This is a genomic window from Kitasatospora sp. NPDC127067, from assembly GCF_042724755.1.
Classification (GTDB): Bacteria; Actinomycetota; Actinomycetes; order Streptomycetales; family Streptomycetaceae; genus Kitasatospora; species Kitasatospora lactacystinica.
In genome coordinates this window covers 83764-100239 of the sequence record NZ_JBHXEM010000017.1, presented here as the reverse complement: position 1 = coordinate 100239, position 16476 = coordinate 83764, and the positions used below count along the sequence as shown (strand labels likewise).

The 16476-nt window shown below is 71.9% G+C and carries 11 protein-coding genes and 1 tRNA gene; 2 read left to right on the top strand and 10 right to left on the bottom strand.

The window, feature by feature from the left end:
• Window positions 1-110: 110 nt before the first annotated feature.
• Genes ACFWJ4_RS10370 through ACFWJ4_RS10360 form a run of 3 tightly spaced genes read right to left on the bottom strand, consistent with a single transcriptional unit; the run spans window position 111 to window position 3045 of the window.
• Window positions 111-1751: an ABC transporter permease gene (locus ACFWJ4_RS10370; RefSeq protein ID WP_380541573.1), complete on the bottom strand. Its 1641-nt coding sequence runs from the start codon at window positions 1749-1751 to the stop codon at window positions 111-113.
• Complete coding sequence (locus ACFWJ4_RS10365; RefSeq protein WP_380541618.1) at window positions 1748-2650, bottom strand: ABC transporter ATP-binding protein; 903 nt, start codon at window positions 2648-2650, stop codon at window positions 1748-1750. The genes ACFWJ4_RS10370 and ACFWJ4_RS10365 overlap by 4 nt, the downstream gene beginning before the upstream one ends.
• Before the next feature lie 11 nt (window positions 2651-2661).
• On the bottom strand, window positions 2662-3045 hold the full coding sequence (locus tag ACFWJ4_RS10360; RefSeq protein ID WP_380541570.1) for a hypothetical protein: 384 nt from the start codon (window positions 3043-3045) through the stop codon (window positions 2662-2664).
• 239 nt (window positions 3046-3284) lie between these two features.
• Between ACFWJ4_RS10360 and ACFWJ4_RS10355 the strand changes: the two genes are divergently transcribed.
• Together ACFWJ4_RS10355 and ACFWJ4_RS10350 are read left to right on the top strand one after the other, a co-directional pair.
• Entirely contained in the window at window positions 3285-4676 is a 1392-nt protein-coding gene (locus tag ACFWJ4_RS10355) for a histidine kinase (RefSeq protein WP_380541568.1), read from the top strand.
• Window positions 4640-5284 (top strand): LuxR C-terminal-related transcriptional regulator, encoded by a 645-nt coding sequence (locus ACFWJ4_RS10350; RefSeq protein ID WP_380541565.1) that lies wholly within the window; start codon window positions 4640-4642, stop codon window positions 5282-5284. Before ACFWJ4_RS10355 ends, ACFWJ4_RS10350 begins: the two co-directional genes overlap by 37 nt.
• 126 nt (window positions 5285-5410) lie before the next feature.
• On the opposite strand, the gene ACFWJ4_RS10345 is transcribed toward ACFWJ4_RS10350, so the two are convergent.
• The 7 genes from ACFWJ4_RS10345 to ACFWJ4_RS10315 form a co-directional block, all read right to left on the bottom strand.
• Complete coding sequence (locus ACFWJ4_RS10345) at window positions 5411-10153, bottom strand: caspase family protein (protein ID WP_380541562.1); 4743 nt, start codon at window positions 10151-10153, stop codon at window positions 5411-5413.
• Window positions 10150-10506: a hypothetical protein gene (locus tag ACFWJ4_RS10340; RefSeq protein WP_380541559.1), complete on the bottom strand. Its 357-nt coding sequence runs from the start codon at window positions 10504-10506 to the stop codon at window positions 10150-10152. The genes ACFWJ4_RS10345 and ACFWJ4_RS10340 overlap by 4 nt, the downstream gene beginning before the upstream one ends.
• Before the next feature lie 361 nt (window positions 10507-10867).
• A tRNA-Thr gene (locus ACFWJ4_RS10335) sits at window positions 10868-10941 on the bottom strand.
• A gap of 81 nt (window positions 10942-11022) precedes the next feature.
• Window positions 11023-11673 carry a leucine efflux protein LeuE gene (gene leuE, locus ACFWJ4_RS10330; protein ID WP_380541615.1) on the bottom strand — a complete coding sequence of 217 codons (651 nt, stop codon included), beginning with the start codon at window positions 11671-11673 and terminating at the stop codon, window positions 11023-11025.
• A gap of 109 nt (window positions 11674-11782) precedes the next feature.
• A complete protein-coding gene (locus ACFWJ4_RS10325; protein WP_380541556.1) occupies window positions 11783-13522 on the bottom strand; it encodes an alpha/beta hydrolase in 1740 nt (579 codons plus the stop codon).
• Window positions 13523-13690: 168 nt separating this feature from the next.
• Entirely contained in the window at window positions 13691-14890 is a 1200-nt protein-coding gene (locus ACFWJ4_RS10320) for a hypothetical protein (RefSeq protein WP_380541553.1), read from the bottom strand.
• A gap of 309 nt (window positions 14891-15199) precedes the next feature.
• Window positions 15200-16411 carry a DNA polymerase III subunit delta' gene (locus ACFWJ4_RS10315; protein WP_380541612.1) on the bottom strand — a complete coding sequence of 404 codons (1212 nt, stop codon included), beginning with the start codon at window positions 16409-16411 and terminating at the stop codon, window positions 15200-15202.
• Window positions 16412-16476 lie beyond the last annotated feature (65 nt).

Below are 16476 nucleotides of genomic sequence, written 5' to 3'. Positions count from 1 at the left end.
GCGAGGGGAGCCCGGTCCGTCCGCCGACGGGCCGGGCTCCCGGCTTCGCACGGCCTCGGCCTCGGCCTCCGACCCGGGCCCGTTCCTCAACCCGTTCCTCAGCCCGGGCCTCAGCCCTTGACGTTCCGTCGGGCCGCGCCGACCAGGAACACCACCGCGAGCATCACCGCGGACAGCGCCCCGACCAGCAGCGGGCCCGGACCGGCCGGGCTGCCGTCGACGCGCACGGCCCCCATGAAGTCGACGGCGGCGACGTTGTTGACCAGCACCCACCAGAGCGGCAGGTAGACCGCCTGGAAGAGCCGGTGGCTCCGGCTCACCAGGCCGAGCGCCATGGCCAGCGACGGGACGAACAGCGCGCCGCCGAGCCAGCCGGCCGTCCCCGCGCCGTCGCCCGCCACCAGCATGCGTATCAGCGGGGCGGCGCCCGTCACCGCCGTGAGCACCAGCCCGGACGCCCATTCGGCGAGCAGCCGGCGCCGGGCCGACGGGTAGGCGCCCAGCAGCACCTCCAGACCGTTCTCCACCCGCTGGCTGCCGAGCCGGGACCAGATCAGGACCGGCCACAGCCACACCAGGGGCAGCAGCAGGCCGGTGACGGCATCCGTCGGCAGCACGAACCCGGCCACCGTCAGCCCGGCCGCGACCAGCCACCACCACCGGGAGACGCCCTGCACCAGGATGCGGACCTCACCCGCCAGCAGCCGGCCGAACGCCCCGGCCCGCCGCGGTTCGGTCCGTGGCAGGGCACCCCGCACGGTCGTCCGGCGCGCCCCCGCGGGCTCCGTCGCGTCGGGCCCGGACAGCCGGCCCGCCACCCCGGCGGCCGTCGGAACCTCGGCCGGCTCCGGCAGCGCGGCCGGCTCCGGCAGCGCGGCCGCCCCACCGGACCCGCGTGCGGGATCGAACCTGCCGAACCACAGCGCCGGCAGCACCGCCACGGCGAACGCCGCCAACACCAGCGCCAGCCGGCCGAGGAGGAACCCGGAGGACGGGTCGAACCCGTCCCAGCGGAAGGTGCCCAGCGGCCTGTCCACCTTGGTCAGGCCGAGGCTGAACCCGCCCGGGTCGGCCGTCCCGTGCTGGGCCTCCAGCGCCGCGCCCATCGACCGCGCGATCCGGTGCACACCGAGGCCGTCCAGCGGCGCGGAGGCCGACTGCCCGCCGATCGCGAGCACCATGGCCAGCACGAACCAGACGACGTTGCCGAAACCGCCCCGCAGCAGCGGCACCGTCTCGAACAGGAGCGCCGCCGCCGCGGTGACGGCCATCAGGGGCAGCGAGAGCAGCAGGAACGGCTCCGCCAGGGCTGCCGGGTCGACCGCGCGGTCCTCACCGCGGGCAAGCTGCATCAGCAGCGCGGTGACGGCCAGCACGCCGACCATGGAGGCGAGCACCAGCAGGTTGCTCAGGAACTTGGCCAGGAGGTACTGGGAGGTGCGCAGCGGGGTGGCGGCGAGGATCTGTCCGACCCCGGTCGTCTCGTCCCGCGCGATGCCGCTGCGCACCACGTAGAAGCCGCCGAAGGTGAGCCAGAGGGCGCCGGCCAGGGCGGTGACCGCACCGACGTAGGCGCTGTTGTAGACGCCCCGGTTCCCGCCCACGTCCATGATCGTCCAGTGGCCGCCCGCGTCCGGTACGGCCAGGTGGCCGAGCCCGACCGCGGCGAGCAGCGTCACCGCGTACACCGGCCGGCGCACCCGGTCGCGGAAGTCGCCGACCGCCAGCCCGGCGAGCACCGATCCGGTCACCGCGGCACCGCCCGCGGCTCGGCCCCGTCCCGCTCCCCCGGACGGTGGATGACGCCCAGGTACGCGTCCTCCAGGTCGGGCGGCACCGGGACCGCGTCGGGCCGCGGCGGCTCGGCGGCGAGCAGTCGCAGCCGCACGCCGCTCCCGGTCCGCACCATCCGGCTGACCACGTGGCGGGCCTGCACCTCCAGGAGGTCGGCCGGATCGACCACCGCCTCCCACACCCGCCCGTCGACCTCCCGGAGCAGTTCGTCCGGCGCGCCCCGGCGCAGCAGCCGTCCCCGGGCGACCACCGCGATGTCGGAGGCGACCGACTCCACGTCGGAGACGATGTGGGTCGACAGCATCACCACCCGGTCCGCCGCGAGCTCGCTGAGCAGGTTGCGCAGGCGCACCCGCTCCTCCGGGTCCAGGCCGGCGGTCGGCTCGTCGACCACGATCACCCGGGGGTCGGCCAGCAGCGCCTGTGCGATGCCGACCCGGCGGAGCATGCCGCCCGAGTACGCGCCGAGCGGGCGCTTGACCGCCTCGGTCAGGTTGACCAGCTGGATCAGCTCGTCGATCCGGGCCCGGGCCGAGCGGGCGCCGATCCCCTTGGCGGCCGCCAGGTAGGACAGGAACTCCCGTGACGTCAGGTTCGGGTAGACCCCGAAGTCCTGCGGCAGGTAGCCGAGTTCCCGGCGCAGCCGGTCCGGCTCGGCCACCACGTCGGCGCCCCGGTAGCGGACCTGGCCCCCCGTGGGCCGGGTGACCGTCGACACGATGCGCATCAACGACGACTTCCCGGCACCGTTCGGCCCCAACAGCCCCACCATTCCCGGCCCGAGCCGCAGCGTGATGCCGTCGACGGCCCGCTTTCCGCCTTTGTGGACCTTGGTGACATCCACCAGTTCGAGCACGCTCTCCGCCCTCACCCCTTGAGCTCCGTCCCACGCCCGTCCCGCAGCACCACGACCCCCCGGGGCACCTCGACCCGGTACTTCGTGTCGCAGTTCGCCAGCCCCGAACACCCCGCCCTGAGTTCGAGCACCCCGTCCTCGAGCGTCCAGGACTCCTTGGCACTGCCGATCTTCCCGCTCGTGTCGAACCAGCGGGTGACCTTGACGTCCTCGCGGTCGACCGCGACCAGGTCGGCCGGCGCACCGTGCGACTTCACGTCCAGGCTCCTGCCGGCGAACTCGAAGGTCCTGTCCTCGGGCGCGGCATCCCTGGCATCGGCACAACCGGCGAGCGACACCAGCGCGGCCACCACGAGAACGACCGTCCCGTATCCGGATCTCGCACGTCGCTCCACCTCATCCTCCTTGCGACTGTGATCGGATGCACCGCCCCGGGCCCGTCCCCCGGGGCACGTGAACACGCTCGCAAGCCTGGCCGATCCGCGGACTCCTGCCATCTGCCGTTCGGCAGATATCCCGTAGGGCCGAAGGGGGAGTTTCTCCCACCGACAACACCCTCCCGCCGTCGCCAGAATGGCCTCACGGCCGGTACGACCGGGCCGTGCGACAGCACCACCGGGAGGGGACCACATCCATGGACAGCACGACGCGACCCGCACAGAGCCCGGCACCGGCCGAGCCCACCGGGCTCTCCGCACCCGCCGACTCTTCCGTACCGGCCGGATCCCCCGTACCGGCCGGGTTCTCGGTACCGGCCGGGTTCTCGGTACCGGCCGGGCTCACCGCCCTCCGCCGGAGCCTGACCCTCAGCCGGCTCTCCTGTGTCGCCCTCGTCCACTCCCTCGGTGTCACCGGCGCGATCTCCCTCGCCGGCCCGGGCCTCGGACTGGTCCCGCGGGCCATGACCCGGGTACGCGCGCTGACCGACCGTCAACGCGCCCTGGCCGCCGACTGGTCCGGCATCCGCTTCCCGGGGCCGCCCGACCCGCTGCCCCCGGTGCTCAAGGACGCCTCCGGCGTCTTCGCCCGCTACCGCTGGATCACGGGCGACCCGCAGACCCGCCGCGAGTTCCACTGGGTCCTCGCCGAGCCGTTCCTCGGCAGCGTGCTGGCCTTCCTGCCGATCGCCGCCCTGCTCGCCGGCCTCTGGGGCGTCTTCCTGGCCTTCTTCGGCGTCCCGCTGTCCGCCGAATGGGACGGCCTCTGGTTCGAGTTCATCCCGATCGAGGGCACCGTCACCGCCGTCCTCGCCGGCATCCTCGGCCTGCTCCACCTCCCGCTCGCGCTCTGGCTCGCGCCCCGCACCGTCCACCGGCACGCCCGCCACGTCCACTCGATGCTCGCCCCGGGCGAGCAGGAGCTGCTGGCCGGCCGGATCGCCCACCTGACCGCCACCCGCAGCACCGCCGTCGACACCCGGATGGCCGAGATCCGCAGGATCGAACGTGACCTGCACGACGGCGCCCAGGCCCGGCTGGTCGCGATGGGCATGACCCTGGACGCCGCCGAACACCTCCTGGAGAGCGACCCGCAGGCCGTCCGCGCCCTGCTGGTCGAGGCCCGCCAGTCCTCGGCCAAGGCCCTGGAGGAGCTCCGCGACCTGGTCCGCGGCATCCACCCGCCCGTCCTCGCCGACCGCGGACTCACCGACGCGGTACGGGCGTTGGCCATGGTCTGCCCGGTCCCCACCGAGGTCTCGGCGGACCTGCCCGGCCGCCCCGAGATGCCCGTCGAGTCCGCCGCCTACTTCGCGGTCTCGGAGCTCCTCACCAACGTCGTCAAGCACTCCGACGCCGGCCGCGCCGGAATCGAACTCCGCTACGATCGCGGCGTGCTGCGCATCACCGTCTCCGACAACGGACGCGGCGGCGCGGACGCCCGCCGGGGCACCGGGCTGCGCGGCGTCGAACGACGGCTCGCCACCTTCGACGGGGTCGTCTCCGTCAGCAGTCCCCCCGACGGTCCGACCACGGTGACCATGGAGCTTCCTTGCGCATTGTCCTCGCCGAAGACCACTTCCTCCTGAGGGACGGCCTGATCCGCCTCCTCCAGGCCCACGGCCACGAGGTGGCGGCCGCCGTGGACAACGGCCCCGACCTCCTCCGGGCCCTCACCGAGCAGCGGCCGGACGTCTCGATCGTCGACGTCCGGCTGCCGCCGACCTTCACCGACGAGGGCCTGCGCGCCGCCCTCACCGCCCGCCGCACGACCCCCGGCCTCCCCGTCCTGCTGCTCTCCCAGTACGTCGAACCCCTCTACGCCCGCGAACTCCTCACCACCGGCGGCCGAGGCATCGGCTACCTGCTGAAGGACCGCATCACCAACGGCGCCCAGTTCCTCGACGCCATCCGCCGCGTCTCCGCCGGCGGCACCGCCATGGACCCCGAGGTCGTCACCCGGCTCCTGGCCGCCAAGGACCGCGACACCGCCCTCTCCACCCTCTCCACCCGCGAACGCGACGTCCTCGAATCCCTCGCCCAGGGCCGCTCCAACGCCGGCATCGCCCAGGCCCTCTTCATCACCGAGAAGGCCGTCGCCAAGCACATCACCAACATCTTCACCAAGCTCGGCCTCCCCCCGACCACCACCGACAACCGCCGCATCCTGGCCGCCCTCACCTACCTCGACCAGTGACCCCACCCGCCGGCGCACACAAAGGGCCCGGACCGGATCCAATCCGGCCCGGGCCTTCGGCAGTGCGGCACGGTCGGTTCCTGCGGACGAACCACTCAGCACCGGCACTCGACCGATGACCGTGCGTCATTTTTCCCGCAGCCCGGCTTTCAGCGCCCGCAACCGGCTGTCCCACGTGCAGACCAACTCGTGGAAGCCGCCCGCACTTCGACTGCGGGCAGACTGCAGTCGAGACTCCGCGAGATCCAGCCACCCGCGCTGCCATCCGCTGTCTCGGGGAAAGGGGTCCGTGGAGCCGGCGAGTTCGGCCGCCCATGCGATGGTCTGACCGCGCATGAAGGCGGTGTCGACCTTCTCCTGACCGTTGACGGCTGCTTCCATGACCCTGCGTCCGTCGAAGCAGTTGTAGGCGCGCCAGGCGCTGGACCGGGCTGCTTCCGGATCCTGCTCCGCGTTCAAGATGGAACGCCGCAGGTAGAGACTCCCCAGAGACATCAGGACTTCAACGTCGGTGAAGTGCTCTTCAAGGAGATCATCCACCACAAGTGCGTCCTGGGGCGCTGCCGCATGCTCCCATTCAATGGAGTCCGCCGCGGGGCCGCTGTCGATGTCCGCGGCCGTCCGATCCCGACGTTCGTTGAGGTAGCGCCCCACGTTTCCGACGTAGTCGTCACCGATCAGCTCGGCAAACTTGGAGTCGGCCAGGTCCCAGTCCACCGGCCTGCCCAACTCGAGGGCGATCCGAGCGGACAGCAGCGACACCCGGGGGGCCTGTGTGTGGAGTTCGGAGACCTCCTGCAGGTAGTCCGAAGCCGCGCACAAGGCCGACTCGCGCGCCGCGGAGGAGATCCCCTTTTCATAGATCGCCTGTCTCAACAGACACTCGGACGCCTCGATCAGTCCACGGCGCCAACGGTCCCCGTCCCGCTCCTGCCGAGCCGCCTCGGCGTGGAGTCGAGCCGCCTCGCCGTACTCCCAGATGTATCGGTGGTAGGACGCACGGGACCTCATGACGTCCAGGTTCCGCGGAAACAACTGCCCGGCCCTGTCCAGCAGTTCCCAAACCGGTCCGTGATCGACCTCCTGCGGGCGCCTGCTGTAGATCGCGGTCCAGCGTTGGTACTCACGAGTGATCCTGATGCGGGCCTCGTACAGCGCCCAGGTCGGTCCGTACACCCGCTCATGCGCCATCAGAGCGTTCCAGCGCCCACGGTGAACCTGGTCGGCTCGCACCTGCTGCAAGGAACGGCCGGTGTTCCAGCCCGTGTTGTGCACGGGTACGGCCTGCGCCGCGACCACCAGGGTCCCTTCCCGCTGCCAATCGCTGTCCAAGCACCACAAGTGCAGCAGGGCCAATGACTGATTCCCGGCCCGGACCTCCTCACCACTGTCGAGCCACCGACGGACCTCTTCGACGGCCTTGGCGTGCTCCGGAAGCAGCATCCGTCCACGACCGCCCCCGGACCAGGCCTGCTTCGTGCGGAGCAGCCGGAGCCACGTCATGTAGGTACGTCCGGTGGGGAAGGACCGCACGGCGATCCGGGCCATGCGTACACCCTGTTGGAGGCTGTGCCGGGCCGACGCGTGATCGTTGCGCTCACGGTAGACATAGGCCAGGAACGCGTTGGCCTCGGCCAGTTCGACCATGTGGTCCACCGGCATGGTGGCACTGGGCCCCTCCCGATCGGCAAGGCTTCCGGCCCGGCCGTTCAGTAGAGCGAGAACCTCCCGGGCACCCGCGTACTGCAACTCCAGGTCCGCGTGCCGCTCGTGGACCCTGCGCAGGAATCCGGCCGCCTCGACCACCAGTGGCACCGGCCAGTCGTCCCTGGAACCCCACGCCTCCTCAAGTGCCGACAGCGTCTCCTGGGCCAGCTCCAGCCGCTCTCCGTCCCCCCTCGTCTCCTGTGCGTACATGTACCCGCTTGCCAGAAGATTGTGTGTCCACTGCTGCTGCCGCTCCGGGACCACGCTTGCCAAACGGGTGTTCTCGTTCGCGAGTTCATAGGCGAAACGCACTGCTGTCCGTCGCTCGTCCGCCGTCGTCGCCGTCGCACGGCGGAGTCCTGCCAACCTGTAGAGGAACCAGTTCCGGGTCTGGCGGGCCCGCGAGTCCTGCGCCAGAGGAAAAACCTCGAGCAGTTGCTCCGCCAGTTCGAGACTGTCAGAGGCATCGGCGCTGACGTCTGCCGAAATCTGGGCAGCAGCCGTGTTCAGGATCCAGGATGTCGACCACAGCAGACGGTTCAGCGAGCCGTTGGCAGGACCTTCGTGGAGGGCCGCCAGCTGTCGCGTCAACCGTTCACGGGCGGGGGCTACCTGGGCAAGCGCGCGATGGCGGCGCGCCCCGTGGAAGCCGCACTGGTCGACAGAACGAAGCACACGCCACGGGGCGGCTTCACCGCACGCCTCCAAGAGCGATACGGCGTACTCGAACGCGGACAGGAAGGTCGCGGCTGCATCCGGCTCCTGCACCGACGCCCGGGAGGCCAGGTTGAGGCGTCCCGCCGCCGCGTACAGTTCGTCGATCAACTCCCATCGCCGCACAGCGCCGTTGCCGGGTTCTGCATCGTTCGTCACAGCATTCCGGGCAGCCGATCGCTCACTCTCCGCGCCAGTCCGCGAGACCGTCTCCGGCGAGGTGTTCGCCGGCTCCGTCAGCGGAACAGAACCGATCGTCTGCGCCACCGGCAGAAGGACCGCGTCCGCGGAGTCGCCGTTGACGTAGAGGCCGAGTCGCGCGCGCAACCCGGGCAGCGCGTCCGGGACATGGCGGTCGATCCATCCCACGGCCCGACGCAGTGCCTCGATCACACGAGGCACTGCCTCCGACTCCCCCTCCGTCTCCCCGCTCGGCAGCACCGTGTTGGCCAGCAGGCGCCCGGCAGCGATCAGGTTCCGGTCGACAACGTCGCACGGGCGCTCCCCGCCGGCGCCCGCCGCCATGTCAGCGGTGGACCGGATCGTACGCAGGAGGTCGTTCCTGAGCGCCTCTCGACTGACCGGGCTGACCTCCAGCCGGGGGGAATCCCCGGCTGGAGGTCCCGAGTCGGCGGCGGGACGCGAAGGGATGAGAATTCCTTCGTTGAAAAGCACCCGCAACACACTGTCCGGCAACCCCATGCCCCGGAGCGCGACCACCGGGAGTGGCAGTTCGTCGATGACTCCCCACACGGTGAGGAGGGCCTGGCCTTTGGTGCGGTCCATTCCTGTCGCGGTGGACCAGGCCCTGTCCAGTACGCTCGCGATGGTCGGCTCTGCGGCCTCCATCAGAGCTTCTTCGAACTCTTCAGGCCCGATCTCCACCGCCGCCCGGGAACGGGCGTCGAATCCCGCGAGGAAACTGTCGTAATCGTCCTTGCGGTGAATTCGACAGACCAGGCGGACGGCGCGTTCGATGACCCCGGGGCGACGCACTATCTCGTCATAGCCCACCAGATCCAGGCCGTTGACATCGGTCACGAGATTCTCGTCGGCGAGCCAGTCGCCGATCAACGCGAGAGCGTCCGATGTGGCCAGCGCAGGTACGACGAGGGGCCTCGGCCGGTGGCTTCCACCGTCGATCTCAACGGTTTCGGTGGTCTCCACGATGACCGCAGCGCGCTTGAAGACCTCCTGCCTCAGCAGCTCGTCCAGCTCTTCGCGGAGTTCCGGGCGATTCAAGTCGATGCGACACGCCTTGATGACAAGAATGAGACTCCTGCCCTTGACCTGACGAGGCAGAACGAGGTCGAGAAGGCCATCGGTCGTACGCTTGGCCGCAACCATGAATTCGCTGTCGTCCAGCGTCTGGTGCAGCGCTCTGGTGATCGCCTCCATCAGCGGGCTCTCGGCCGCCGCACTGGGCTCGATCTCGAGTACCACGGGCGGGAGGGAACCCGCGGGCAGCAGGTCGGCCTTGGCGAGAAGCGAGGTGAGAAGCGCCGACTTGCCCACCTGCGCCCGTCCCATCACGGGAAGGACCTGCCCCATGCGCACCATTTGGCGCGCCTCACCCAGCAATGCGTCGCGCCCCAGGAAAGGGATCGGCAGCGGCAACGGGTCCGGGCCGAGGTACTGGATCTTCTCAGGTTGCGCCGGCGTCCCACTGCCACTGTCCGGCGCAGGCGCTTGATAGCCGGCCGCCTCGAACGGCTTAACGAACCGCCGGTTCCTCACCCAGGGCAGTTCACCCACCCGCGAGTCATTGGTGACCGGTCGCGGGTAACCACGGCTGGTGAGCCACTTGTCGACATGCGCCAACAGTTGCCGCGGTGTCCAGAACTGCTCAGTGGGCGGCCCACCAGCCACCAGGCACGTGATGAGGGCCTGGCCGAAAGCCGTGAACTCGTTGTCCTCGGGTGACTTTGCCGTTCGGTTGGCTTCGCAGGCGGCGAGGACGTAGCAGCCCTCGGGTGCCTCACCGGCAACGTGTTGCTCGAAGGGCAGGACGTCCATGGCCAGCCCGGCATGGCAGCAGTCGAGAAGTACGAGTTTGATCGGCGCGGGCCCGCTACCCACTGCATTCATCAGGTCGGCGAACGCCAACATGGTGCTCGGCATGTCGGCTCGGGAATGCGTCAGTGGCAACAGGAGTTGCCCGCCTTCCTCGACACCGTGACCCGCGAAGTAGAGGACGAAGCACTCCTCCGCCGCCTGGGACGCCGCCTGGACGACCGAGAGGATTTCGGCGGGGTTGCTCTTGTGCGTCAAGATCTCCTGGCAGTGATCGAGCCTGAGCCCCCACACAGCAGGATCACGCAGTTGCTCGCTCACCTTCTCGACTGTTCGCTCAACCGCCTCGAGCTCGGCGAACGTACTGTCGGTGAAGATGCGGGACGAGATGAGGACGGCGCGTGACTTCTCTCCAGCAGGCGGCTCGGCGTTCATGAACTGCCGAGAGAACGCGGCAGTTCGCGGAGCACCGCCTCGGCAGTTTCGGGGTCACGCGCCTCGATGGTGATGGTCCGCGTGCCGTCGGGAGCGTCCACGCGTTCGATGACCAGCATCGGCCTGTCCTCGGCCGGACGGGAGGCGGCCTTCGACCGCCAGTAGTCGATCACCGACTGTGCCAGCACTCCGACCAGTCCCGCATCGATGGCGAAGCGCAGACAGTCCGCAAGCACTCCCATGTCGCCTGGAAGGGTGGCCGCGTGTTCGCGCCGGATGACCACACGACGCAGATCACGCTCGGACTTGAGCCACTTCTCCAGCGCGCCCAACTCATCGGAGCGCGCGTCCACCAAACGAAGAGTGATCTGCACCAGGCCCCCCGGGCTTGCGACCAATCAGATGCCGCACCCTACCAGCTGCGAACAGGCCGAGGTGCCGGCCTTGGGCACGCTCCTGCGCTTCGTCGCGGCCGACTCCGCGCACGCTGCGGCACGTGATCGCCGCTGCGGATCCGCACCGAAGCGAGCCGTCCGGACCGGGGGCGAAGCCGGGAAGGCCGGGGCCGAGGAGCAAGGACCGAGGCGGGATCAACACCCGCGCTCACGCATCGCTCACGCGAGCGATCCTGCCGCGCGTCGCCGACACCTGCCCGCAGGTCGAGGAAAGGCAAAAGCCCCAGGTCACGGCGAGTGAGTCCTGGGGCTTCTACAGAGCCGCCTGCGGGATTCGAACCCGCGACCTACGCATTACGAGTGCGTTGCTCTGGCCAGCTGAGCTAAGGCGGCACCGTCGCCGTGTGTGGCGGCAACGCGGGCCAGTCTACACAGGTTCGCGGGTGATCCGTTACCCGGTATCCGGGGCGGGGGTCAGGCGGAGGAGACGGCGAGTTTGGCGGCGAAGCCGGCGAAGAGGACGGCGACGCCGCTGGTGAGGGTGGCGGAGAGGCGCTTGCGGCGGCGGAAGGCGGTGGCGAGGGTGGTGCCCGCGAAGATCAGGAGGGAGAGGTAGAGGAAGCTGAAGGTCTGGAGGATGCCGCCGAGGAGGGCGAAGGAGAGGGCGGGCTGTCCGTAGGAGGTGTCGACGAATTGGGTGAAGAAGGAGAGCAGGAAGAGGATGGCCTTCGGGTTGAGGAGGCTGATCACCAGGGCGCGGCGGAAGGGGTTCTCGGTGGTCTCGGGGGTCTGCTCGGTGGTGGGGTCGGCCGCGGCGCGGCGTTCGCGCCAGAGTTGGCGGGCGGCGCGGAGCATGCCGTAGCCGATCCAGAGGAGGTAGGCGGCGCCGCCGAACTTGACCACGGCGAAGACGGCCGGGTTGGCCTTGAGCAGGGAGGCCGCGCCCAGCGAGGTGAGGCTGATCAGGGTGAGGTCGCCGATGAAGACGCCGGCCGCGGCCCGGTAGCCGGTGCGGATGCCCTTGCGGGCCGCGACGGACAGGACGTACAGGGAGTTGGGGCCAGGCAGCAGGATGATGACGAGGGCGCCGAGGACGTACGTCGCCAGGTCGTTGACTCCGAGCACGATGAGCTCCGGTGCAGGGGAGGGTGGCAGGGGGGCGCTCATCGTAACGTCGTACCGGTAATCGGTTGAAGTGAAAACCACCTGTCGGTCGGCCGGCGCCCGGCCCGCCCTACCGCTCGCAGCGCTTGCCCTGCTCCGGGGCCTCCCCGGTCAGCAGGAAGCGGTTCACCGAGCCGTCCACGCAGGTGCTGTGCCGGCCGTACGCGGTGTGGCCGTCGCCGTCGAAGGTGAGCAGGCGGCCGGACTCCAGCTGGCCGGCCAGCGACTGCGCCCAGGCGTACGGGGTGGCCGGGTCGCGGGTGGTGCCGATGACGACGATCGGGGCGGCGCCGGCGGCCCGGACGGTGTGCGCCGCACCGGTGGCCCGGACCGGCCAGTAGGCGCAGGTCAGAGCCATCCAGGCCATGTCGCGCCCGAAGTGCGGCGAGACCCGCTCGAACTCCGGTGCCGCCCGCTGGACGTCCTCCGGGCCGTGGAACGGGGCGGGCAGGTCGAGGCAGTTCACCGCAATGTTGGCGAACATCAGGTTGGGGTACGAGCCGTCCGACTCGCGCCCGTAGTAGTCGTCGGAGAGCTTCAGCAGCCCGGTGCCGTCGCCGGCCTCGGCTTCGGTGAGCGCGGCGCGCAGCTTGGACCAGAGGAAGTCGGCGTACATGGCCTGGATGACGCCGGTGGTCGCCTGGGACCCGGTGAGCCGACGGCCGGCGTCGGTGGTGGGCAGCGGGGTGGTGCGGACCCCGCCGAGCAGGGCGGTGAGCCGGTCGCCGACCTGCTGCTCGGTACGGCCGAGCGGGCAGTCCTCGCGCTTGGCGCAGTCCTGCGCGAAGGCGGCCCAGGCGATCTCGAAGCCGCCCGCCTGGGTGCGGTTGCCGGCGACGGAGTCGAGCGACGGGTCCATCGCGCCGTCCAGCACCAGCCGCCCGACCCGGCTCGGGAACAGCCCGGCGTAGGTCGCGCCGAGGAAGGTGCCATAGGACTTGCCGACGAAGTTCAGCTTCTCGTCGCCGAGCAGGGCGCGCAGCACGTCCATGTCGCGGGCGGCCTCGACGGTGCTGAGGTGGCCGAGCGCCGCCCCGGCCTGCGTCCGGCAGCCCTCGGCGAACTCCTTGTCGGCCGCGACCAGCGCGTCGACCCCGCCCTGGTCGCCGGGCGTCAGGCCGACGGCGGTGTAGGCGTCCATCCGGTCGCCGCTCAGGCAGCTGACGGGGCTGCTGCGGCCCACCCCGCGCGGGTCGAGGCCGACCAGGTCGTAGCGGGCCCGCACCCCGTGGTCGTACGTGCGGGCGGCGGCCTCCAGGTACTCGATCGCGGAGCCGCCGGGCCCGCCCGGGTTGAGCAGGAGGGAGCCGAGCCGCGTGCCCTGGGAAGCGGAGGCGGCAGAGGCGGAGGCGGGGGCGGAGGCGGGGGCGGAGGCGGGGGCGGGGGCGGACGGGTCGGAGGAAGCACTCCCGGTGCCCGCCGGTTCCGCCGCGGCCCGGGCGGCCGCGAGGGTGAGGTCCCCGTTCCCCGGGTGGTCGTAGTCCAGCGGCACCCGGAACGTCGTGCACTCGAACCCGCTGTCGCAGGGCTGCCAGACCGGACGTTGCGCGTAGTACGGCGCGAGCGCGGCCGGGACGGCGGCGGGCAGCGGCTCCAGCGGGGTGGTTCCGGCCCTCGCGGCCGCCGGGGCCGAGGACGTGCCGGAGGCGGCCGGGTCCGGGGAGGGGGCCGCCGGTGCCCCGGCCGGATCCGCGCTGCAACCGCCCGCCAGCAGCCCGACGACGACCAGCGCCGCGGCCAGCACCCGTGCCCGCGCCGATGCCCCCACCGATGCCTGCGCCTGCGCCTGTGCCCGCTCGAAGGCCCTCATCCGCCACCTCTCCGCAACCGACCAGCACGTGGAAGAACCGAAGGAACACCGGGGGAACACCGGAGGAACACCCGCAGTGGGAACAACCCTCGGAGCACCCCGGAGGAAACGCCGCTGCCCGGCACCCGCTCCGGGGTACCGGGCAGCGTAGTGCCGCCGGACCTGCCCTCAGGACGCCCTGGCCAGCGCCTCGGCCAGGAACTGCGCCGCCTGACGGACCAGCCGCAGCCGCTCCCGGTCGGGGGTGAAGTCCTGCACGTTGTCCGAGATCCGCACCTCGGCCTTGGCGGCCGCTCCGGGGCCGGCCTTCAGTGCGGCCTGGAGCTTGCGGGCCGCGTCCAGCCCGGCGGAGTCGCCCTTGGCGGCGGCCAGCAGCAGCTTGGCGGCGCTGCCGGCCGGGGCCTCGGCACCGGTCTGGGTGAGCGCGGTGGCGTCGTACCGGCCGGAGACCGCCGCCGCCGCGCCGTACAGGTCGGGCCGGGAGAGCCCGGCGGCGGCCGCGCAGGGCGCTCCGGCCTCGACGCCGAGGGTGCCCCAGGAGGCCGGGCCGGGCGGCAGGGTGCGGAAGGAGGTCGCGATGGTGGTGCGCAGCGTCGCGTCGTCGGCGACGGCGGCCGGGGCGGCGGCGACCAGTTCGCAGGGGTGGGCGGTGCCGTTCGGCGCCTCGGGGGCGACCAGGATGAACGGGTGGGACTTGCCGGTCTGGAGGGCCGCCCCGATGCCCTCGAAGACGTCCGGGACCTCGGCGTCGGCGGTCTTCTGGGGCGTGGCGGCCTGCATCACGACGACCGGGAAGCGGGCGTTCGGCTCCTTGGCGTACTGCGGCGGAAGCCAGACCCGGATGTTGCGGGGGTGGCCGTCGGGGCCCAGTACGGCGGACTGGAGCAGCTCGCCCCCGCCGGGGTGGCCGACGCTGTCGAAGCGGCTGACCACGGCGGGGGCCGCGGCAGCCGCGACGGCGGCGGGGGCAGCGGGGTCGGGGGCAGCGGGGGCGGCGGCCGACTCGGCGACCGCGGGCGGCACCGCCTGCTGCTGCCGGACCACCGTCCCCGAACCGGTCCCGGCACCCGTGTCCGTGCCCGGAGCCGAGCCCGCCGCGTCCACGACCGGCTCCGCCCGGTCCGGCTCCTGGGTGCCCCTGCCGAGACCGCCGAAGGCGCCCAGCGTGGTGAGCACCGTCAGCGCGGTGACGCACACCCCGCAGACCATCGCCCCGGCCGCCCGCAGCAGCATCGGCCAGCGGTCGCCGGCCAGCTCGTAGGTCTCGGCGGCGCGCAGGTCGCGCCAGCGGTGTTGGGCGCCACGGGCCAGCCAGATACCGCCGAGGGCGGCGGCCAGCAAGGGGATGACGAGGAGCGAACGAACCACGGGACGCACCACCTCTGGAGGGGGTCGCGCCGAACCGGACCCGGCGCGCACGGAAGGCGACCGCCCCGGCAGCGGGCGCAGTCGGCCCCCAGCGTGCACAACGGGTGGACGGTCACACGACGGTGTGCCCGGCGAGTGTCGCTCGTTCACTCGAAGGTGGGATGGCGCACCGGCTCCGGGAGGCGTACAGCCGACGCCCGCCGGAGCGACGCCCGGGCGGACGGCCCGAGGGCCCGAGGGCCCGGAGCCGGACGGCCCCGGACGGGACCGCCCCCGATCGGCAATCCCCGATCGGCGCTCAGCCCGCGCTCAGCCCGCGCGCAGCGCCACCGTCATCGCCTCGACCGCGAGCAGCGGGTCGACGTTGCGGTCCAGCGCCTGACGGCAGGCCAGCACCGCCTCGATCCGCCGCAGCGTGCTCTCCGCCGGCCCGGCCTGGGCCACCCGGTTCAGCGCCTGCCGCTGGTCCTCGTTGGCGAGCGCGCCGGTGGAGCCGAGCTGGATGGCGAGCACGTCCCGGTAGAAGCCGAGCAGGTCGAGCAGGGCGACGCCGAGGGTCTCCCGGCGGGTACGGGTGGCCCGGCTCTTCTGCCGCTTCTCCAGCTCCTTGACCGCGCCGGCCATGCCGCGCGGCACCTTGCCGCCCTCGTAGGCGCCGTAGGCGGCCTTGAGGTCGTCCGTCTCCTTGGCGTCCTGGGTCTCGGCGAGCGCCTCGGCGTCGGCCTTGGCGGTGTCGACCAGGCGCTGGGCGGCGGTCAGGCAGCCGCCGATGTCTCCCACCTCCAGCGGGATGCGCAGCACCTCCGTCCGGCGGGTGCGGGCCTGTTCGTCGACGGCGAGGCGACGCGAGCGCTCGATGTCGCCCTGCCCGGCCAGCGCGGCGAGCCGGGCGGTCTCCGGGTCGACGCCGTCACGGCGGACCAGCGTGTCGGCGACCGCCTCGGCCGCGGGGGTGCGCAGCACCAGCAGGCGACAGCGTGAGCGGATGGTCGGCAGCACGTCCTGGACGGAGGGGGCGCACAGCAGCCAGACGGTGCGCGGGGAGGGTTCCTCCACGCCCTTGAGCAGCGCGTTCGCGGCGGCCTCGGTGAGCCGGTGGGCGGCGTCCACCAGGATCACCGACCAGCGGCCGCCGGTCGGGTAGCTGGAGGCGCGCATGACCAGGTCGCGCATGTCGCCGACGCCGATGGAGAGGCCGTCGGTACGGACGTACTTCACGTCGGCGTGGCTGCCGGCCAGCACGGTGTGGCAGCCGTCGCAGAACCCGCAGCCGGGCGTGCCGCCGAGCGCGAGGTCGGGGCTGGTGCACTGGAGGGCGGCGGCGAAGGCGCGCGCGGCGGTGACCTGCCCGGCGCCGGGCGGGCCGGTGAACAGCCACGCGTGCGTCATGAGGGAGGCGTTCGCGCCCTCGACCGGGGCGGTCCCGCGACCGGCCTCGATCGTCGCCCCGGCCGCCCGGGCGGCGGCGGTCAGCTGCTCGACCACCCGCTCCTGGCCCACCAGGTCGTCCCAGACGGCCACTGCTGCTCCCAAGCTCAGTACGGCAGCGCTCGTGGCGCCTCTTCCCCGCCGTCGAGCATACGTCT

Coding starts and splice junctions, on each gene's coding strand:
- ACFWJ4_RS10355 (WP_380541568.1), top strand. CDS start 3,285: ATGGACAGCACGACGCGACCCGCACAGAGCCCGGCACCGGCCGAGCCC.
- ACFWJ4_RS10345 (WP_380541562.1), bottom strand. CDS start 10,153: ATGAACGCCGAGCCGCCTGCTGGAGAGAAGTCACGCGCCGTCCTCATC.
- ACFWJ4_RS10325 (WP_380541556.1), bottom strand. CDS start 13,522: ATGAGGGCCTTCGAGCGGGCACAGGCGCAGGCGCAGGCATCGGTGGGG.